The organism is Mycobacterium spongiae, from assembly GCF_018278905.1.
Lineage (GTDB): Bacteria > Actinomycetota > Actinomycetes > Mycobacteriales > Mycobacteriaceae > Mycobacterium > Mycobacterium spongiae.
In genome coordinates this window covers 209,425-228,608 of record NZ_CP046600.1, presented here as the reverse complement: position 1 = coordinate 228,608, position 19,184 = coordinate 209,425, and the positions used below count along the sequence as shown (strand labels likewise).

Genomic DNA, 19,184 nt, shown 5'->3' with positions numbered 1-19,184 from the left:
GTCACGCCCGCAGGAGACCAACCCGGATTGGGGTGTTGGCATGACTCACGACAGGTCGGCGCACTTCGCCGAATCCGCCGACGTAGTGGTGATCGGTTTTGGCGCTGCGGGCGCATGCGCGGCCCTTGCCGCACGCGAACGCGGAGCCGAGGTCGTCGCGCTCGATCGGGCGAATGGTGGTGGTGCGACAGCGATATCCGGCGGGATCATCTACGCGGGTGGCGGCACGGCAGTTCAACGACAGGCCGGTGTGGAGGACAGCTTCGAGCAAATGCTGACCTACCTGCGCCTGGAGGTGGGCGACGCAGTCAGCCAACAGACTCTGGAATCGTTCGTCGGCGGCAGCCCCGAAATGATCGACTGGCTGTCCAGCTACGGCGTGCCGTTCGACCCCAGCCTGTGTCCGTACAAGACATCATTTCCGAACAATCACTACTACCTGTATCACTCGGGCAGCGAGAACGCCGGCGCGTTCCGCTCCCACACCCCGCCCGTCCAACGTGGACATCGGGTCAAGGGAAAAGGCACCTCCGGTAAGAAGCTGTACCAGCCGCTGGCCAACTCTGCGCTCGGCCTCGGCGTTCAGCTCTACCCTCAGACCACCGCAACCAAGCTGGTCCAGGACCCCTCCGGTCGAGTCACCGGAGTGGAGGCGATGACGATGCACTACGCGCCACAGCGCATACAGCGCATCTATGCGGCGCTGGCAGCGGTGTCAACCAAGCCCGGCATCTACTACCCCCCGCTGCGCCGCCAGCTAGAGCGCCGCCTCAGGATGCTCGAGCGACGCTACGCCCAACCGGTCCGGATCTCCGCGCGGCGGGCAGTGATCATCTGCGCTGGCGGTTTCATCGGCAACACCGAGTGGATCGAACGCTACGCCCCGAGGTACCGGACCGGACTTCAATTGGGTACCACTGGCGACGATGGAAGCGGCATCGCGCTGGCACAAAGCGTAGGAGCCGTCACCGACCGCATGGACAACGTTTCGGCATGGCGCTTCATCACCCCGCCGAGCGCATTCATCAGCGCCATCATCGTCGATGGGGACGGCAACCGAGTCATCGACGAGAGTCGATACGGCGCGGCCGTGGGGCAAGCATTGGTCAAAGACCACGACGGCACCGGATGGCTGCTCGCCGATGCCGCGTTGATGCGAGAAGCTCGGCGGCAGATGATCAAGCAGCCGTTGTGGTTTCAGCGCGCCCAATCCGCGGCGCTGATGCTGGCCGACTCGGTCAAAGCCCAGACGATACCCGGGGTTGCGCAGGCGGCTGGTATCGATCCTGATGGCCTGGTGGCCACGGTCGAGGCGCACAACAACGCCGTCGATGCTGGGGCAGCGGACCCTGCCGGAAAACCCGCCGAATTTGTCCGTCGGATAACCCAGCCCCCGTACACCTTGCTGAACATTTCGGTTCGGCCCAGCCTGCTCAACCCCACACCGATGCTTACCCTCGGTGGCGTACAAGTCGATGAAGGCACCGGCGCGGTCGTCAACGAATCCGGCGCTCGGATTCCAGGCTTGTTCAGTGCTGGACGCACCGCAATCGGAATCTGCTCCAACTCCTACGTCAGCGGACTCTCGATCGCCGATTGCGTGTTCGCCGGTCGCCGCGCCGGGGCACATGCCGCCACCGACTCGTTGTGATCCAACCGGCTCGCTTGTGATCCAACCGGCGTCAACCGACCGGATAGCTCACCCCGGTAAGTTCCTCAGAGACCGCCCACAGTCGTCGCTGCAGGTCGGTGTCGTGCGACTGGGCGCTGGATGCCACGACTTTCGGATGGCCCCGAACCTCGCCGAAGCCGTCGGGTCCAAAGTACTGTCCGCCACTCACGGCCGGGTCGGTGGCGGCGCGCAAGGTGGGTAAGGCGCCCAACTCGGCGCTTTGCATCAATCGCCCTAGCACCGGGGCAGCCGCGGCGAGCATCCTGGGCAGATTGCGGGCCAGTTCGGTGTTGGAACCGCCCGGGTGCGCGGCAACCGCGATTGTGGTGCCGCCCGCGGCCAGCCGGCGCTGCAGCTCGTAGGTGAACAGCAGATTGGCGAGCTTGGACTGGCCGTAGGCGCCGACCCGGCTGTAACTGCGCTCCCAGTGAAGATCGTCGAAGTGAATGGCTGCACGAATGCGGTGTCCGATGCTGCTGACCGTGACCACTCGGGATCCAGCGACTGGCAGCAACCGATCCAGCAGCAGCCCGGTCAACGCAAAGTGACCCACGTGATTGGTACCGAACTGCATCTCGAAGCCATCCGCGGTGTTCGACTTCGGCGTGTACATCACGCCGGCGTTGTTGATCAGCAGGTCGATGCGCTCGTGATCCGACCGCAGCTGCGCGGCAGCGGAACGCACGGACTCGAGGGAGCTCAAGTCGAGCTCCTGGATCTCCACCTCAGCGCCCGGGATGGCCGCGGTGATGCGTGCCCCAGCCTGCTTACCTTTGTCGAGATTGCGCACGGCCAGCACAACGTGCGCACCTCGGGCAGCAAGCGCGGCGGCGGTCTCGAAGCCGAGGCCGGTGTTGGCGCCAGTGATGACGGCGGTGCGCCCCGTCTGGTCCGGGATATCGGCGGCGGTCCATTTGCTCATGAGGGGCTCCTCGTTAAGACTGATCAAACGGGGCGAACGCTCCGTTTGAGTAGACTATACGGAGCGTGCGCCCCGTTTCGCAACAGCGGCGACCCGATGGAGGTGTGATGTGGCTCCCAACGTCCGACCCGTGCGCGCCGACGCGGCCCGCAACCGGGCGCGTGTCTTGGACGTCGCCTACCAGACCTTTGCGGCCGAGGGACTGTCGGTGCCGATTGATGAGATCGCCCGACGCGCGGGCGTCGGTGCGGGCACGGTGTACCGGCATTTCCCGACGAAAGAGGCACTGTTTCGGGCGGTGATCGCTGACCGCATGCACCGCCTCATCGACGACGGCCATGGCTTGCTGGAGACCGAGCAGCCCGGCGAAGCGTTGTTCAGCTTTCTGCGTTCGATGGTCTTGCAATGGGGAGCCGGCGACCGGGGCCTCGTCGAGGCACTGGCCGGCATCGGGGTCGAGATCGACAGCGCCGTTCCCGACGCAGAGGCGAACTTCCTAAGCCTCCTCGCCGACCTGCTGCGCGCCGCCCAACACGCGGGCACCGTCCGCAAGGACGTGGATGTCGCTGAGGTCAAGGCACTCTTGGTCGGGTGCCAGGCGATGCAGAGCTACAACCCCGACCTGGCCGGGAAGGTGACCGAGATCGCTCTCGACGGCCTTCGCCGAAGAGCGTAGGTGACGGCCCGCCGCAGGAATCCCCACGGTGGGTTGTCTGACGCAGTTGGCGATCCGTGATACTGGTAGCCGCCACTACAGTGCAAAGCCCCTCGACACCTGACCGACATTGACGCCGGGAGAACACATGAGCGCCGAGCAGCCGACCATCATCTACACGCTGACCGATGAGGCGCCACTGCTGGCGACCTATGCGTTTCTGCCCATAGTGCGCGCCTTTGCCGAACCGGCGGGCATCGCGGTCAAGACCAGCGACATCTCGGTGGCGGCGCGCATCCTGGCCGAGTTCCCCGATTACCTCACTGAAGAGCAGCGGGTGCCGGACAATCTCGCTGAGCTGGGCAAGCTGACGCAGCTGCCGGAGACCAACATCATCAAACTGCCGAACATCAGCGCCTCGGTACCGCAGCTCAAGGCCGCGCTCAAGGAGCTCCAGGACAAGGGCTACAAGCTGCCGGACTACCCAGCCGACCCGAAGACCGACGCAGAGAAGGCGATCCAGGAGCGCTACGCCAACTGCCTCGGCAGTGCGGTCAACCCGGTTTTGCGCCAAGGGAATTCAGACCGCCGCGCCCCCAAGGCGGTCAAAGAGTACGCACGCCAGCACCCGCACAGCATGGGCGAGTGGTCGATGGCTTCGCGCACCCACGTTGCGCACATGCGTGACGGTGACTTCTACGCCGGCGAGAAGTCGATGACGCTGGACCGCGCACGCAACGTGAAGATGGAACTGGCGACCAAGGGCAACGAGACGATTCTGCTCAAGCCCGCGGTCGCACTCGATGAGGGCGACGTCATCGACAGCATGTTCATGAGCAAGACGGCCTTGTGCCGGTTCTACGAAGAGCAGATGGAGGACGCGTACCAGACAGGCGTGATGTTCTCACTGCACGTCAAGGCCACAATGATGAAGGTCTCACATCCCATCGTTTTCGGACATGCCGTCAAGACCTTCTACAAGGAGGCCTTCGCCAAGCACGAGGAACTGTTCGACGAATTGGGTGTCAACGTCAACAACGGATTGTCCGATCTCTACGGCAAGATCGAGTCGTTGCCCGGAACCCAGCGCGACGAAATCATCGAAGACCTACACCGTTGCCACGAGCACCGTCCGGAGCTCGCCATGGTGGACTCCGCCAGGGGAATCTCCAACTTCCATTCGCCCAGCGACGTGATCGTGGATGCGTCAATGCCCGCGATGATCCGCGCGGGCGGCAAGATGTACGGGGCCGACGGAAAGCTCAAAGACACCAAGGCCGTCAATCCGGAGTCGACCTTCTCTCGCATCTATCAAGAGATCATCAACTTCTGTAAGACCAACGGCCAGTTCGATCCAACAACCATGGGAACCGTCCCCAATGTCGGCCTGATGGCGCAGCGAGCCGAAGAGTACGGTTCGCACGACAAGACATTCGAGATCCCTAGGGACGGCGTCGCCAAGATCGTGGACCTCGACACCGGCGAGGTGCTCCTGACACAGGACGTGGAAGCCGGCGACATCTGGCGCATGTGCGTCGTCAAAGACGCACCGATCCGCGACTGGGTCAAGCTGGCCGTCACCCGTGCGCGCAACTCCGGGATGCCGGTGTTGTTCTGGCTGGACCCGTATCGCCCGCACGAGAACGAACTGATCAAGAAGGTCAACACCTACTTGGCCGACCACGACACCGAGGGTCTGGACATCCAGATCATGTCGCAGGTACGTTCCATGCGCTATACGCTCGAGCGCCTTGTTCGGGGATTGGACACCATCGCCGCGACCGGCAACATTCTGCGCGACTATCTCACCGACCTGTTCCCGATCCTCGAGCTCGGCACCAGCGCCAAGATGTTGTCCATTGTGCCGCTGATGGCAGGCGGCGGAATGTACGAAACCGGGGCCGGCGGGTCGGCACCCAAGCACGTCAAGCAACTCGTCGAGGAGAACCACCTGCGCTGGGATTCGCTCGGCGAGTTCCTCGCGCTGGCCGTCAGCCTGGAAGACCTGGGCATCAAGACCGGCAACGCGCGGGCCAAGATACTGGCCACCACGTTGGATGCCGCGACCGGCAAACTCCTGGACAAGAACAAGAGCCCGTCGCGCAAGACCGGTGAACTCGACAACCGGGGCAGCCAGTTCTACCTCGCCCTCTACTGGGCACAAGAACTTGCGACGCAGACCGACGACGCGGAGCTGGCCGGACACTTTGCCCCACTCGCCAAGTCGTTGACCGAGAACGAAGACGCTATCGTCGCCGAGCTCAACGCAGTTCAGGGCGAGGAGGTAGACATCGGCGGCTACTACGCGCCCGACAGCCAGAAGACCGCGGTGGTGATGCGGCCGAGCAAGACGTTCAACGCCGCGCTGGCGGCCGCGCACGGCTGACGCTGGACCGCGGCGATCGCCAGAGCAACGATGTCGACGCTGTCAGAGGCACAATGTCGCGGTCCGCTAATATAATCAATTGCTTGCTTAGATTCTGCGGCATACGCTGACGACATCGAACCCGGTGACGAGGCCGGGCCGATTACTCGAAAGAGAGCTGCTCATGGAGCCAGCCGTCTTCGACGACCCTCGCACGACCGCGCACGATTCGAATTCAGCCGCCGCCAAACCCGGGTGCAAACGGGTCAACCCCCGGCCCCAGCGGCTCAACACCTGGTTCACCCTGATCCCGGTGGCCGAGTACGAGAAAAAACGGCCCTCGCGGATCCCTTTCCTCGACACATTCGTCACCGTCGAGCCGATCGGTGCCGACGGCGAAACACCGTACGCGGTGTTCTTTGAGGGCAAGCTCCCGATGACGGCGGTCGTCGAGATTGGTGTCCTGTTCGTCTGGTACGGCGACGATCTGCAGAAGCCCGACCGCCCATTCCCCACCCTGTTCGCCGAACCGTACGACTCCGCCTACGTGACCAGCACCGCGACGCTGTTCGAGGACACCCACGTCATGGACTTCGTCGAGAACGGTTCGGACAACCTGCACTTCCGCGCGGTGCACCTCTGGGAATACTCGAAGATTTACGACCACGTGGTCACCGCGGAGACCATCACCCTCAAGCAGGACACCCGGTTCCGCTATGGCTCATGTTCGACCCGGCGCTCCATCCGGTGGTTGTCCAAGGTGCTTCCCAAGCTGGAACTCACCCAGGATTACGTCTACCACGGACCAGGTCTGGCGGTTGTCGGCGCCACCGGCTCGCGAATACCCCGGATGCACGCTCTGGTGAGCCTGACACCCGAGGGTGCGAATCGAACCCGCGTCTACGTCACGATGGCCATCGACCCAGCGACCTTCCCCGCAGCCGTGGAGCGCGTCTACGGCGCGATCACGAGAGGCCGTCGACTGTGTGACCTGCTCGCGCGGATCATGGCGAACTACATCAAGAACGAGTTCGACGTCGACGCGATCATCTGGAAAAACAAGAAGTACCTGGGCGCTTCGGCTCTGCTGCCGTCGGAAAGGCACCTTCGCGATGTGATCGAGTGGGGAAAGACCTTCTATCCGAAAGGCTTCCACGCCCCGGCCACACCCGAGAGGCCGGCTGAGGCACGCCAATGGCGGCCTCTGGACACTCTCGACAACGTGGCGCCGGGACAGGTGCACCGCTACACCATCGACGACGCCGAGCTCATCGCGCGCCGCGATGCCGGCGGCACCGTGAGGGTCTATGACGCGTTCTGCCCGCATCAAGGTGCGCACCTCGGGTTCGGCGGGGTCATCGACCGCGACTGCCTGCGCTGCCCGTTTCACGGGTTCTACTTCGACTCCGAGGGACGCTGTATCGGTCCCAACATCGCCAACGAGCACAGCTTCATCACATCGCTAAACCTCACCTCGGTATCCCATCGGGTGCGCGACGGACGAATCGAGGTCTGGCTCTAGAGCCTATCTTCGTGCTGCAGCATAACTTTGAGCTGCCGATGATTTAGTCAAGCAGTTCGCGAAGCGTTTCGATCAGCTTGACCCTGTCGGCGGATGTGGCTGCGATGGGGGCCACGTTCAAGGTCGTCACCCCCGCCTCCCGGAACGCCGCCAAGCGTTCCTTGACGAACCCGGGCGTGCCGATCAAGTTGATGTCTCGTACCAGTTCATCGGGCACCACCGCGGCGGCGCCCTCTTTGTCGCCAGCCAGGTAAAGCTCTTGGATCCGGTCGGCTTGAGCGCCGTAGCCGTAGTTGGTAGCCAGCGAGTGGTAGAAGTTCTTCCCCTTGGCGCCCATGCCACCGATGTAGAGCGCCAAGTGCGGTTTGACCAATTCCCGCAGTGATTCGACGTTTTCGCCGATGGCGAGCGTGGGACCGGCGTACACGTCGAGGTCCCCGAGCTCAGGATCCCGCTTGGCCCGGCCAGCAGCCAGTGCCTTGCCCCACACGTCGGGTGCCTTCTCGGGCAGATAGAAGATCGGCTGCCAGCCCTCGGCGACCTCGGCGGCCAGCTCGACATTCTTCGGGCCCAGCGCGGCCACGAGTATCGGAATACGTTGGCGAACAGGCTCATTGATGAGCTTGAGCGCCTTACCAAGCCCGGTGCCCTGATCGGCGGGCAACGGGATCGTGTAATGCTGGCCCGAATGCGTCACGCGCTCACGCCGCCACACTTGCCGGCAGATCTCGATGATTTCGCGGGTGCGCGCGATCGGGGCGTCGTAGGGCACCCCGTGGAAGCCCTCGATGACCTGCGGGCCCGAGGCACCCAAGCCCAGCGTGAACCGACCGTCGGAGACGTAATCGAGCCCGGCTGCGGTCATCGCAGTCAGCGTCGGCGTTCGGGTGTAGAGCTGCAGGATGCCCGAGGCCAGCTGAACCCGCTGGGTGCTGGCCGCCAGGTAACCGAGTGCGCTTACGGCGTCAAACGAATACGCCTCGGGGACAAAGACAATATCCAGCCCGGCACGCTCGAGGTCGGCCACTTCGGCCGCAACTTCTTTGAACCCACCGGCGTAGTTGATGGACAGGCCGATCCGCATAGTCGAACCCCCTCGTTGTTGGCCTCTATTGGTTGACGAACACGCTGACTAGTTCGAGGCCAGTTCGCTAGCCTCCTGCCGGATGCGATCAAACTGGGCTCCCATCGCCTCGGCCAGCGCAGTCGCACCCGACAGTGGCCGGACCATCACCATGAAATCGTCGATCAGACCGTCGGCGTTGAAATGCAGGAAGTCGCAACCGGTGACCTTCTTGCCCGCTGCCCCGGATACTCGTGCCTCGAACACGAACGCATGGTCGCAGCCGTTGGGGTCAGCGATTTCACGGATGTAGTGGAAGTCTTCGAAGACCCGCAACACACCCCGCAATATCGCTGCGGTGATCGGCTTGCCGACGTACGGCTGGTACGACACCGGGCTGGTGAACACGACGTCGTCGGCCAGCATGGCCTGGACGGCGGCCTCGTCGCGTTCCTCGACTGCCTTGCGGAAGGGGTGCATCGTGCTCCTAGATGCCAATGAGCGATTAATCGAGATTCGAATGAGATAGCGGTCCTGACTGCATGAACGAATATTCATTTTAGACGATTAATAGCTTCGCTGTATAATAGGGTCAATGTCACTCGGTGATGCAGTGCTAGCCGCCCTCCTCGAGGGCGAGTCGTCCGGATACGACCTTGCCAAAGAGTTTGATGCCTCGCTGTCGAACTTCTGGATGACCACCCCGCAGCAGCTCTACCGCGAACTCGAGCGGCTAGCCGGTCAAGGCCTGATTGCGCCCCGCATCGTCTATCAGGAGCGCCGACCGAACAAGCGCATGTACTCACTGACCGAGGCCGGCCACGAAGCCATCCACCAGTTCACGTCCCAGCCGCCGAAGCCCCCGGTGATCCGCGATGAGCTTCTGGTCAAAGTCCAGGCTGCTGACGCAGGTAACATGCCGGCCGTCCGAGAGTTTATCGTCGAGCGACTGCAATGGGCCAAGGCAAAACTGCACCGCTACGAGCAAGCACGCACTCACCTGCTCGACGGCGATACCGAAGAGGACTACCTGGCCGAGACCGACCGGGTGGGTCCTTACCTGACGTTGCTGCGCGGAATCGCGTTCGAAGAACAGAACATCCGATGGGCCGAACGTGTGCTCACGATCATCGAACGCCGCCTGCCAGCGACCTAACCAGCAGGCTTTTCGGCCGCGTCGACGGCCCGCTCCAGCTGGTCGAGCACCGCACGTAGTTCGGCGAGCTTTTCCCGCAATTCGGCGACCGTCCCGGCCGGGATGCCGGGCCGCTGCGGTCCGGCTGCCGGAGGTTCGGCGGGTACCGTGCCCGGTGGTAGCGCCACCGGCGGCCCCGGAGTCGTCGGCGATTGCCCACCGGCCTCCGGTGGTGGCGCGGCGGCGGCATCGCCACCAGGAGCAGTGGCGACCCGACCAGTTCCGGGTCCGAATACCTGATCGAGGGCTTCCGCCAAGGTCGGTGCATAGCCGACCCGGACCCCACCTTCAGTGCGGGGTTCGCGCACGCTGACGAGCACCCGAGAAAGTTGCGGGAAGGTGGAACTGTTCGGGTTCGTCGAAATCCGCTCGGTATAGAGCGGTTCCACATAGAGCACACCGCCATCGGCGATCGGCAGCGACAAGAGGTTGCCGTAGTGGATCCGGTTGGAGCGTTCGAGCAAGGTCCGCTCCGAGGCAACCCGGGTGTCGGAGATCATCGAGTTCTGGATCTGTTGCGGGCCCTGGGTCAAAGTATCGGTGGGCAACTGCAGCACAGTCAGCTTGCCGTAGTTCTCCGGATCCGAGTGCGCAGAGATGTACGCCGAGAGGAATTCGCGGTTGTAGCCAACCATTGCCGACGCAAGTCGGAACGACGGCCTGGTGGTCTCCTGATCGCCAACGAGGACGTAGAACGGCGGTTGAGCGGAGCTGTTGTCATTGGTGGGGTCGCTCGGTACCGACCAGAAAGCGTTGGTGGTAAAGAACTCTCGGGGCTCATCGACATGATATTTCGCGAGCAGGCCACGTTGCACCTCGAAGAGGTCCTCCGGATACCGGAAGTGGGCGCGCAACTCGTCCGGAATGTCGTCCTCGGGCTTGACGGTGCCGGGGAAGGCGCGCATCCACGCCCTGAGCACCGGATCTTCTCGATCGAACTCATACAGCGTCACGGTTCCGTCGTACGCGTCGACGGTGGCCTTGACGGAGTTCCGCACGTACGACACCTGCTTGCCTTCCCGCACCACGCCGGTGGGGCTGGTCACCGGTCCCTCGAGTGAGGTGCGTTGAGCGTAAGGATAGGTGTCGAGCGTGGTGTAGGCATCGACGATCCAGACGATCCTCCCGTTGACCACAACGGGATAGGGGTCGTCGTCGGGGGTCAGCCAGGGCGCCACGCGCTGCACGCGGTCCTTGGGGTCACGGTGGGCGAGCACCTTCGACTGCGAGCCGATCTCCCGGGAGAACAGGAACTTGTGCTCGGCGAACTTGGCCGCGTATACCGATCGGGTGAACCAGTTTCCGATCGACACGCCACCCGCGCCGGTGTAGGTGTACTTGGACGTGTCGGTGTCATACTCGCGGGGAGCGGAACCGGGAGCACCGCCGACGATCGCATAGTCGGGATCGGACTGGGCGATCACCTCACCGAAGTAGACCCGGGGTTGCTCGACCGGGATGACCTGTCGATCAGAGCCCAGCGACGCAATGTCGCTGACGGTGTAGATCGGATATCCGCTGTCGCTGTCGGAGATGTTCTCGGCATCGCGGGCGGCCTCGTTCACCCGATTGGCCGGGGCCGCGACAAAGCCATTTCCATGGGTGTACACGGTGTGTTTGTTGATCCAGTCGGTCTGATTTCCAGTGAGGCTGGATGGCGAAAGCTCCCGGACTCCGACGATATAGTCCTGCAGCTCACCGTCGATGCGGTAGCGATCGATATCCAATACGTCGGCGAAGCTATAGAAGTTCTTGAGCTGCTGTTGCTGGGTGAAGGTTCGCGAAAGGATATGCGGGTCCAGCAGCCGCACATTGGCAATCGTGGTGACGTCCGCCGGCACGTCACGGGGACGCTTGGTCCCGATTCCGGGATAGTCCTGGTACTCCACCCAATCACCATCGAGCCGATAGGCCTGTCGGGTCGCTTCGATGTTGCGTTGGATATACGGGCGTTCGACATCGGCAGCGTTCGGACGCACGGAGAACTGCTCCATGAGCAGCGGCCACAAACCGCCGACCAGCATCGCCGACAGCACCAGCAGTGCCGTAGCCATCGCGGGAATCCGCAAGTCGCGCAGGAAAATTGCCGCGAAGAAGGACAGCGCACACAACACTGCGATCGCAAGCAGCACCAGCTTGGCCGGCAGCTCGGCGTGGATATCGGTGTAGCCGGCGCCGGTGAAAGTCGGCTCTTTACGGCCACCCGATAACAGTTGGTACCGGTCGAACCAGTAGGCAACCGCTTTGAGCATCACGAGCGTGCCGGCGAGGACCGCGAGTTGAACCCGGGCAGCTTGGGTGAGGATGCCCTTGCCCTCCTTTGTGCGAATGCCGCCGAACACGTAGTGCGTCAGCAGGCTTGCCAAGAACGCGAGGACCACCGCCACGAACAGCCAGTTCAACACCGAACGGTAGAACGGCAGGTCGAAGACGAAAAACCCGATATCGTGGCCGAATTCGGGATCAACGACGCCGAAATCACTGCCATGCAGAAACAGCTGGACTCGCATCCAGTCGAACTGAGCGATCACCCCGCACAGGACACCGAGAGCTGCCGGGATGCCCCACCCGAACAGGCGCGGTCGGCGCATCACCTCGGTGCGGACCGGCGCGATCGGGTCCTGCTGCGGCTCGGACGGAATGAAAAACGGACGCGAGCGGTAGCCGACCAGCACGGCGGCGAACACGGCCCCGCCCACAACAAGCGCCACGATCAGGAACATCGCAAGCCGGGTCAGCAGCACCGTGACCCAGACACTGCGGAAACCGACAGCGCCGAACCACAACCAATCAACGTAGATGTCCACAAACCGCGGTACGACCAGCAGTAGCAGAAAGAAGCCCGCGCCTGCGATCAGCAGCAATCGAGACCGCGTGGATAGCATCGGTCGCTTGCTGGGCGAATGTGTCTCCATCCACGCTTCCTAACATTCCGAGCCGTGTTGCAACCGGCTATTGGCAGCGGCGGGGCATCGGGGATGTCCGCTAGGGGAAATTCTCCGCTTCGCCAGATCCAGCCGCCAGAACTTTCGCCAGCCAATCTCGGCCACGGGTCCGAAGCGTTGCCGTCCGCAGATTGCCGACACTCGCATCCAGTCGACAGGAGCCGACGCGATCGGCGCTGCCCGTCCACGTCGATGACCACCTTCACATCGTTCTGGTTGGTGCCTCGGTTTGCGTCGAACGCGCGCGCTGCGTTCCCCAAGGGCACTCGCCCCGCAAACATGTTTGCAAGCCACCCGGTGGCGTCGATGACCACATCCGGCCCCAAATTGCCTGCCACTTGATCGATGTCGCGATCGTGATAGGCGGCGCCAAGAGCAGGTCGCGGGGAATCCAGCATCACCGACTTGCGCCGAAAAAATGCCAAGATGAACCGTGCCCAAACTGGTCATCGACAACACCGCTATCGCAGCAGTTGACGCAGCGCATACCGAATACTCCTGCGGACACATCATTGTCGACGAGGGTGTGATTGTCGCGGTCGGCGAGGGATCTGCGCCCGAAGTGCCCGACGCGACCATCGTCGACGGCCGTGATTGCCTGGCCACTCCCGGGTTTGTCAACACCCACGACCATCTCTACCAATGGATCACCCGCGGCTATGCCCAGGACGACGTGCTGTTCAGTTGGTTGACCACGTTGTATCCGGTGTGGGGCCGGCTGGACGCCGACCTGGAATTCGCCGCCGCCAGCGCCGCACTCGCCAGGCTGGCGCTGACCGGCTGCACGACCACCATGGATCACCACTACGTGTTTCCGCACGATGGTGGTGACGTGCTGGGCGCAGAAGTCCACGCAGCGCAACGCATTGGCGTCCGCTTCCATCCCACTCGCGGTTCAATGGATCTCGGCGTGTCCAGCGGCGGGCTGCCACCGGATCACACCGTCGAAGACCTCGACACGATCCTGGCAGCGTGCCAGGACGCCGTCAGCACGCACCATGACGCCGCTTTCGACTCGATGGTTCGGGTCGCGTTGGCGCCGTGTTCGCCGTTTTCGGTCACCGCTGAGCTGATGCGACAATCGGCCTTGCTGGCCCGCGACCTCGGCGTGCGCCTCCACACTCACCTCGCGGAGACGGCAGACGAGGAGGAGTTCTGCACCGCGCAGTTCGGCCTACGCCCGGTGGACTACGTGGAGTCGCTGGGCTGGCTGGGTAGCGATGTCTGGATGGCGCATTGTGTCCACCTGTCCGAGGGTGATGTCGCCAAATTCGCCGCCACCGGTACTGGGGTCGCGCACTGCCCGACCTCCAACGGCCGCCTGGGCTCCGGCATCGCACGGATTCCCGAGCTGCTGGCCGCGGACGTCCCGGTGGGCCTGGGTGTCGATGGCGGCTGCACTGAGCACGGTTCGATGTCCTACGAACTGCGGGAAGCCACGCTGGCAGCCCGGTTCCGGAGGGGCCCCGGGGCGCTCAGCGCGCGCGAGGCGTTGCGGATGGCCACGATCGGCGGCGCCCGGTGCCTGGGCCGCGACCCCGAACTGGGATCACTCGAGGCGGGCAAGCTGGCTGATATAGCGCTCTGGCAACTGGACGGGCTCGGCCACTCCGATGTCGAAGACCCGGTCTGGGCGCTGGTGTACGGTCCGCCGGCGCCGTTGCGGCTACTCCTCGTCGGCGGGAAGACCGTCGTCGCCGACGGCGAGCTACGCACCGCTGACATCGCGACACTGGCGCAAGACGCACGCAGAGCGGCCGCGACGCTACGGGACCGCGGCACCGACTGACAGCAACGCACGCCCCTGGAGAGTTGCCACCCAGCATGGTGAGTGAGTACTCTCTCACCATGCTGGCGACGGGTCGTGAGAGGCTGCTGGCGACAGCGCTGGGGCTCTTTGCCGCCAAGGGGTACGCGGCGACGTCGGTGGCCGACATTCAGCGCGCGTCGGGCTTGGCACCGGGCTCCGGCGCACTGTACAAGCATTTCGCTTCCAAGCGCGAGCTGTTGGAGACCGCGGTCGCTCACCGGCTCGACAGCATCGTCGCCGCACGGGAGCACTACGACGCCGTTGAGCTCGGCACTGTCGAACAGGCAGTGCGCACGGCGGGCCAGCTGATCTGGAGCAACCTGAAACAGAGCGAGGACTTGCTCAAGGTCATGCTGCGCGAGCCAGACGAGCTCGGCGATCTCGACGAGAAGACCTGGCAGGTCATCACCGACAACGGCTATCAGCGGTTCGCCGACGAGCTCGCGGCCGCCAACCGCTCCGGACGCACTCGCATCCCCGATCCCGAAGCGGCGGCGGCCGTAGCAATCGGGTCCCTGTCCTACGCCGCCACGCTGCAGGCGCTGACGGGCCGGTCGCCCGGCAACATCGATGACGATCGCTACTTTGAAGCGTGGGTCAACCAAACGGTGAGCGTCCTCGCGCAATACACGACCACTCAAGAGCCCTGAGCCCCGAACACCAAACCTATTTCAGGAGTACAGCTATGACTTTCTCACTGCAACTGAGCGACGACGTGATCGAGGTACGCAATTGGGTACACAAGTTCGCTGCCGAAGTCATCCGCCCCGCCGCGGCCGAATGGGACGAGCGGGAGGAAACTCCGTGGCCCGTCATCAGGGAGGCCGCGAAGGTTGGCCTGTACTCCCCTGACTTCTTCGGGCAGCAGGCGGCCGAGCCAACCGGGCTGGGCATGCTCACCTCGTTCGAGGAGCTGTTTTGGGGCGACGCCGGTATCGCGCTGTCCCTCATGGGTAGCGGGCTGGCCGCGGCAGCGTTGGCAGGCAATGGAACTCCCGAGCAGCTAGTCCGCTGGCTACCGGAGATGTTCGGTACGGCCGATGACCCCAAGCTCGGTGCGTTCTGCTCCTCCGAGCCCGATGCGGGTTCTGACGTCGGCGCCATCCGTACCCGGGCGCGCTACGACGAGGCGACCAGCGAATGGGTTCTCAACGGCACCAAAACGTGGGCGACTAACGGCGGTATCGCCGACGTGCACATCGTGGTCGCATCGGTCTATCCCGAACTTGGCTCCCGCGGCCAGGCCAGTTTCGTGATCCCGCCGGGCGCCAAAGGCCTGGCGCAAGGGCAAAAGTTCAAAAAGCACGGGATCCGCGCGTCCCATACCGCCGAGGTGGTGCTCGACGACGTCCGTCTGTCCGAGGACATGATTCTCGGCGGACGGGACAAGTTCGAGGCGCGCATCGCTCGGGCCAAGTCCGGTGCGTCGGCGGGTGGGCAGGCGGCGATGAAGACTTTTGAGCGCACCCGGCCCATCGTCGGTGCCATGGCCGTCGGCGTGGCCCGAGCCGCCTACGAGTATGCACTCGACTACGCCTGCCAACGCGAGCAGTTCGGCCGCAAGATCGGTGAATTCCAGGCGGTGGCGTTCAAGTTGGCAGACATGAAGTGCCGTATCGATGCGGCTCGTCTGTTGGTATGGCGGTCCGGCTGGATGGCGAGCAACAACCAGAGCTTCGACTCCGCAGAGGGTTCGATGGCCAAGCTGGTGGCGAGCGAAGCCGCGGTCTATGTCACCGACGAAGCCATCCAGATCCTCGGCGGCAACGGGTACACCCGCGATTACCCGGTGGAAAGGATGCACCGAGACGCGAAGATCTTCACTATTTTCGAGGGCACCAGTGAGATCCAACGCCTGGTCATTTCACGGGCACTGACGGGGTTGTCTATCCGGTAGGTCTCCGGATGTCGCGGGGCGAGAGTGGGCCGAAGTGATCGTCATTGTCGGCGCGGGGGTGTGCGGCCTCGCGGCCGCCTATGAGCTGTCGCGACGCGGGCAGCGCGCGGTGGTCATCGAGCGCGGTGAGCCGTTCGCCGAGCAGTCCGCCGGATTGGCCCGGATCTTTCGCATCGCGCACCGGCGGGCGGCACTATGCAGCCTGGCTCTGCGAGCCCGAGCAGGCTGGCAACGCTGGGAGACCGAGTTGAATGCCGGGCGACTGCTTGGCACCGAGGGCTTTATCGCCGCCGGCGCCCCCGCGGACACCGCTGCGGCAATGACGGCCGCTGGCGCCGACTTCTCCTGGCTCGATCATTCCGAGATCGCGGCGCGGATCCCATTTCTTGCCGCCCCGTGGGAGTCTGCGGTGTTCGATCCGCTCGGCGGCAGCCTGCGCATCCGGCGCGCGCTGGGTGCCCTGGCGCGGCGGGTGGACATCCGGCGCGGTTCGGTCGTGTCGGTTGCCGACGACGGCTCGGCCACCCTCGAGGACGGTACCGTGATACGCGGCGACGGCGCCCTGATCTGCGCCGGTATCGAGACGCCGGCGCTGTTCGGCCCGCTCGGCCTCGACTTCGCCCCGCATACTCGCTTTACCTACGAGGGCGCAGACGCCACCAACGCGGCGTGCCTGTCCGCGCCCGAGGGTTACGGGCTGCCGCTCGGCACCACCGGCCGCTGGGCCTTCGGGCAGCAGCAGGCGGAACCCGCCGTCGTGCGGGCGCTGTTCCCGTCGCTGTCTCCCGTGGGCCAGGTGGACTGCGTCACGATCCGCGCCCCGTGGCTCGACTCCGGCGGCGACGGCTGGTCGGTGGCACGTCGCGGCCGTGTGGTCGCCTTCGTCGGCAGCAACCTCATGAAGTTTGGGCCCCTACTCGGTGAATTGCTCGCGCAGGCCGTTCTCGGCGATACGCTGCCAACCGACCTGACTGCCCCTTCAGTGCGCACACGAGAGAGCTAACCGGCACTAGGCCCCGACACTTGGAACGGTAGCAGTCAATGGTTAACTGCGAACGTGCGCAGAGAACCGGAGTTAGCGCGACGCTTCTTCTATCGATTCGAGCCGGTGCATGCCATCACCTACTTCGCGCCCGAGGCGCGAGCAGCACTGAGCGAGTTGGGCTACCGGGGTTTCTGGATGGGCTACTTCGCCGCTCGGTCGGCACCGCTTGGAATGGTGCCACCCGAGGTGGTGACCGCGATCTTCTACAACTTCTCCCCCGGCCAAGTCGCGAAGGCGCTCCCAGCGGCGTGGCAGATCGAGGGGCCCGAGGCCGCGTTGCGCGCACGACAAGCCGCCGCCGTTGTGGCGCTGCGCCGCTACGGCCTCACCGCGGATGACAATGTCAAGGTCGCGGCGGCATTGGCGGGCAAGGCGGCGCGCCACGCACCCCTTGATGGTCGACCACTCTTCGCTGCCAACCTGGCCCTGCCCTGGCCGGCCGATCCGCTGGCTGCGCTGTGGCATGCGGCGACGCTGCTGCGCGAGCAGCGCGGCGACGCGCACGTCGCGGTGCTGGCCGCCGCAGGTGTCTCGGGGAGGGAATCCAACGTGTTCCACGTCGCGGCAGGCCGCGCCCCGCGCGAGTTGATCGCTAGCAGGCGCGATTACGACGACGCGACGTGGCGTCACCACGAACACCAGCTGACCAAGCGAGGACTGCTCACCGAGGACGGGTCGCTGACCGATGCCGGCCGGGATCTCAAAGAGCACATCGAATCGCGAACCGACGCCCTTGCCCTGTCGGCGCTCGACGCCCTCAACGACGACGAGGTGGAAACGCTGTTCCAGGCGATCACGCCGATCACGCGCGCGGTGGTCGCCGGTGGAGACGTCCCCACTGCCACTCCGATGGGCTTGCGGCGCGACGAATTAGACGACGACAGTGCGCATTTGGGCGCTAGCTAAGCAGCTAGCGTGGCGGCCAGTGCCACGGCGGCTGGTCCAGCTGGCGCTGGCCCGCAATCCGGGTCTCACCGAGGTCTTTGGTCAGGAGTACCGTGTGCACGTCGGCGGTCGCTTGCAGAGCTGCGACAAGCGGTTCGGAATGGGTCACCGCGATGACCTGGCTGTGTTGGGCACCAGTGGCAATCAGCGCCGCCAAGGCGGGCAACAACTCCGGATGCAAGCTGGTCTCGGGCTCGTTGAGCACCAGCAATTGTGGTGGGCGGGGCGTCAATAGGGCCGCGGTCCAGAGCAGATACCGCAGCGTGCCGTCAGAAAGCTCGCCAGCGCCCAAGGGCCGCAGCATGCCGGGCTGGCGCAACAACAGTTCGAACCGACCATTGTCGCTGCGGATTTCGACGTGGCTGCCCTCAAAAGCGCGATTCACGGCATCATCGAGCGCGGCATCATCGCCGATTTCGCGAATCGTTTGCAATGCCGCGGCTAAGTCTGCACCATCGTGGCCGAGTACCGTTGTGCGCGTGCCGATCCGGGTTTGCCGGGCTGGCGCACCGCTGTCGGTGCGCAACTGATCGTAGAAGCGCCAGTTCCGCATACCCTCGCGCATGTGGATCAGTTCCGGTGCGCGCACCGGGTCTGCGAGTTCACTCAGCATGGAATCGAAGGGCCGCAGCACATCAGTCATCACATGCCACTTTCCATCGTGGTCGCGGACCCGCGCGGTGGGCCCCTCCCGCTGCGCTATCGCTGTCGCGGTGCGCCATACGGGTCCACCCCACAGCGCCTCCACCTTGACCTCCGGATCAAGCCCGAACGCGGTGTTGGTCGCACTGGGTAACCCGAGGTCCATCGCATATCCGAAATCGGCCCCGGCAAAACCCAGTCTCAGGCTGACCGGGTCGGTGCGCACGGTCCCCTGTACCTGATGACGCCCGCGGCGCACACCCTTGCCGATCACAGCCGGACCCGCCCACATCGTTGAGCTCAACCCGCCCTCGCGAGCCAACGCGGCGACCGCACCGTTGCGGGCCGAGTCCGTCAGCAGCCGCAGCGCCCGATAGAGATTGGATTTTCCACTGCCGTTGTGGCCCGTGATGACGTTGAGCTGGCGCAACGGAACGACCAGCTGACGCAGCGACCGGTAATTCTCCACCGCGACGGTCGACAGCACCTGCCCACGCTAGCCAATG

At 64.3% G+C, this 19,184-nt stretch carries 15 protein-coding genes; 10 read left to right on the top strand and 5 right to left on the bottom strand.

Translation table 11 applies throughout. The features are described from left to right. Nucleotides 1–40 precede the first annotated feature (40 nt). Nucleotides 41–1,651: an FAD-binding protein gene (locus tag F6B93_RS00905; protein ID WP_211697245.1), complete on the top strand. Its 1,611-nt coding sequence runs from the start codon at nucleotides 41–43 to the stop codon at nucleotides 1,649–1,651. A 31-nt stretch (nucleotides 1,652–1,682) separates the two neighbouring features. Here F6B93_RS00905 and F6B93_RS00900 read toward each other — a convergent pair whose 3' ends face one another. Next, complete coding sequence (locus F6B93_RS00900; RefSeq protein WP_211697243.1) at nucleotides 1,683–2,594, bottom strand: SDR family NAD(P)-dependent oxidoreductase; 912 nt, start codon at nucleotides 2,592–2,594, stop codon at nucleotides 1,683–1,685. A 109-nt stretch (nucleotides 2,595–2,703) separates the two neighbouring features. Between F6B93_RS00900 and F6B93_RS00895 the strand changes: the two genes are divergently transcribed. The 3 genes from F6B93_RS00895 to F6B93_RS00885 all read left to right on the top strand — a co-directional run bounded on the left by F6B93_RS00895 (nucleotide 2,704) and on the right by F6B93_RS00885 (nucleotide 7,136). After that, entirely contained in the window at nucleotides 2,704–3,270 is a 567-nt protein-coding gene (locus F6B93_RS00895) for a TetR/AcrR family transcriptional regulator (protein WP_211697241.1), read from the top strand. Nucleotides 3,271–3,397: 127 nt separating this feature from the next. Beyond that, nucleotides 3,398–5,635 carry an NADP-dependent isocitrate dehydrogenase gene (locus F6B93_RS00890; protein ID WP_211697239.1) on the top strand — a complete coding sequence of 746 codons (2,238 nt, stop codon included), beginning with the start codon at nucleotides 3,398–3,400 and terminating at the stop codon, nucleotides 5,633–5,635. A gap of 163 nt (nucleotides 5,636–5,798) precedes the next feature. After that, complete coding sequence (locus tag F6B93_RS00885; RefSeq protein ID WP_211697237.1) at nucleotides 5,799–7,136, top strand: Rieske 2Fe-2S domain-containing protein; 1,338 nt, start codon at nucleotides 5,799–5,801, stop codon at nucleotides 7,134–7,136. Between the two features lie 43 nt (nucleotides 7,137–7,179). Here the strand turns inward: F6B93_RS00885 and F6B93_RS00880 are convergent, their stop codons facing one another. Together F6B93_RS00880 and F6B93_RS00875 are read right to left on the bottom strand one after the other, a co-directional pair. Then, complete coding sequence (locus F6B93_RS00880) at nucleotides 7,180–8,220, bottom strand: LLM class F420-dependent oxidoreductase (RefSeq protein WP_211697235.1); 1,041 nt, start codon at nucleotides 8,218–8,220, stop codon at nucleotides 7,180–7,182. 48 nt (nucleotides 8,221–8,268) lie between these two features. Then, complete coding sequence (locus F6B93_RS00875) at nucleotides 8,269–8,679, bottom strand: nuclear transport factor 2 family protein (protein WP_211697234.1); 411 nt, start codon at nucleotides 8,677–8,679, stop codon at nucleotides 8,269–8,271. 115 nt (nucleotides 8,680–8,794) lie between these two features. Here F6B93_RS00875 and F6B93_RS00870 point away from each other — a divergent pair, with 115 nt between their 5' ends. Then, nucleotides 8,795–9,355 carry a PadR family transcriptional regulator gene (locus F6B93_RS00870; protein WP_211697232.1) on the top strand — a complete coding sequence of 187 codons (561 nt, stop codon included), beginning with the start codon at nucleotides 8,795–8,797 and terminating at the stop codon, nucleotides 9,353–9,355. On the opposite strand, the gene F6B93_RS00865 is transcribed toward F6B93_RS00870, so the two are convergent. Beyond that, nucleotides 9,352–12,309 (bottom strand): UPF0182 family protein, encoded by a 2,958-nt coding sequence (locus tag F6B93_RS00865; protein ID WP_211697230.1) that lies wholly within the window; start codon nucleotides 12,307–12,309, stop codon nucleotides 9,352–9,354. The two genes, F6B93_RS00870 and F6B93_RS00865, sit on opposite strands and share 4 nt — an antisense overlap. Nucleotides 12,310–12,772: 463 nt before the next feature. Between F6B93_RS00865 and F6B93_RS00860 the strand changes: the two genes are divergently transcribed. The 5 genes from F6B93_RS00860 to F6B93_RS00840 are packed head-to-tail and all read left to right on the top strand — an operon-like array spanning nucleotide 12,773 to nucleotide 17,997. Beyond that, the gene (locus tag F6B93_RS00860; protein ID WP_211697228.1) at nucleotides 12,773–14,128 is read left to right on the top strand and encodes an 8-oxoguanine deaminase; all 1,356 of its coding nucleotides are present in this window, start codon (nucleotides 12,773–12,775) and stop codon (nucleotides 14,126–14,128) included. 59 nt (nucleotides 14,129–14,187) lie between these two features. After that, nucleotides 14,188–14,799, top strand: a complete 612-nt coding sequence (locus F6B93_RS00855; protein ID WP_211697227.1) for a TetR/AcrR family transcriptional regulator — start codon at nucleotides 14,188–14,190, stop codon at nucleotides 14,797–14,799. 35 nt (nucleotides 14,800–14,834) lie between these two features. Then, nucleotides 14,835–16,046, top strand: a complete 1,212-nt coding sequence (locus F6B93_RS00850; protein ID WP_211697225.1) for an acyl-CoA dehydrogenase family protein — start codon at nucleotides 14,835–14,837, stop codon at nucleotides 16,044–16,046. Nucleotides 16,047–16,080: 34 nt separating this feature from the next. Next, nucleotides 16,081–17,049, top strand: coding sequence for an NAD(P)/FAD-dependent oxidoreductase (locus F6B93_RS00845; RefSeq protein ID WP_211697223.1), 969 nt, complete (start codon nucleotides 16,081–16,083; stop codon nucleotides 17,047–17,049). Nucleotides 17,050–17,103: 54 nt separating this feature from the next. Next, nucleotides 17,104–17,997: an SCO6745 family protein gene (locus tag F6B93_RS00840; RefSeq protein ID WP_211697222.1), complete on the top strand. Its 894-nt coding sequence runs from the start codon at nucleotides 17,104–17,106 to the stop codon at nucleotides 17,995–17,997. A 4-nt stretch (nucleotides 17,998–18,001) separates the two neighbouring features. On the opposite strand, the gene F6B93_RS00835 is transcribed toward F6B93_RS00840, so the two are convergent. Next, nucleotides 18,002–19,165, bottom strand: a complete 1,164-nt coding sequence (locus F6B93_RS00835; protein WP_211697220.1) for an AAA family ATPase — start codon at nucleotides 19,163–19,165, stop codon at nucleotides 18,002–18,004. Nucleotides 19,166–19,184: the final 19 nt, after the last annotated feature.

Excerpts from the sequence above, each read along its gene's own strand:
- F6B93_RS00875 (WP_211697234.1), bottom strand. The coding sequence starts at position 8,679 with ATGCACCCCTTCCGCAAGGCAGTCGAGGAACGCGACGAGGCCGCCGTC.
- F6B93_RS00885 (WP_211697237.1), top strand. The coding sequence starts at position 5,799 with ATGGAGCCAGCCGTCTTCGACGACCCTCGCACGACCGCGCACGATTCG.
- F6B93_RS00855 (WP_211697227.1), top strand. The coding sequence starts at position 14,188 with ATGCTGGCGACGGGTCGTGAGAGGCTGCTGGCGACAGCGCTGGGGCTC.
- F6B93_RS00850 (WP_211697225.1), top strand. The coding sequence starts at position 14,835 with ATGACTTTCTCACTGCAACTGAGCGACGACGTGATCGAGGTACGCAAT.
- F6B93_RS00905 (WP_211697245.1), top strand. The coding sequence starts at position 41 with ATGACTCACGACAGGTCGGCGCACTTCGCCGAATCCGCCGACGTAGTG.
- F6B93_RS00890 (WP_211697239.1), top strand. The coding sequence starts at position 3,398 with ATGAGCGCCGAGCAGCCGACCATCATCTACACGCTGACCGATGAGGCG.
- F6B93_RS00880 (WP_211697235.1), bottom strand. The coding sequence starts at position 8,220 with ATGCGGATCGGCCTGTCCATCAACTACGCCGGTGGGTTCAAAGAAGTT.
- F6B93_RS00865 (WP_211697230.1), bottom strand. The coding sequence starts at position 12,309 with ATGGAGACACATTCGCCCAGCAAGCGACCGATGCTATCCACGCGGTCT.
- F6B93_RS00870 (WP_211697232.1), top strand. The coding sequence starts at position 8,795 with ATGTCACTCGGTGATGCAGTGCTAGCCGCCCTCCTCGAGGGCGAGTCG.
- F6B93_RS00900 (WP_211697243.1), bottom strand. The coding sequence starts at position 2,594 with ATGAGCAAATGGACCGCCGCCGATATCCCGGACCAGACGGGGCGCACC.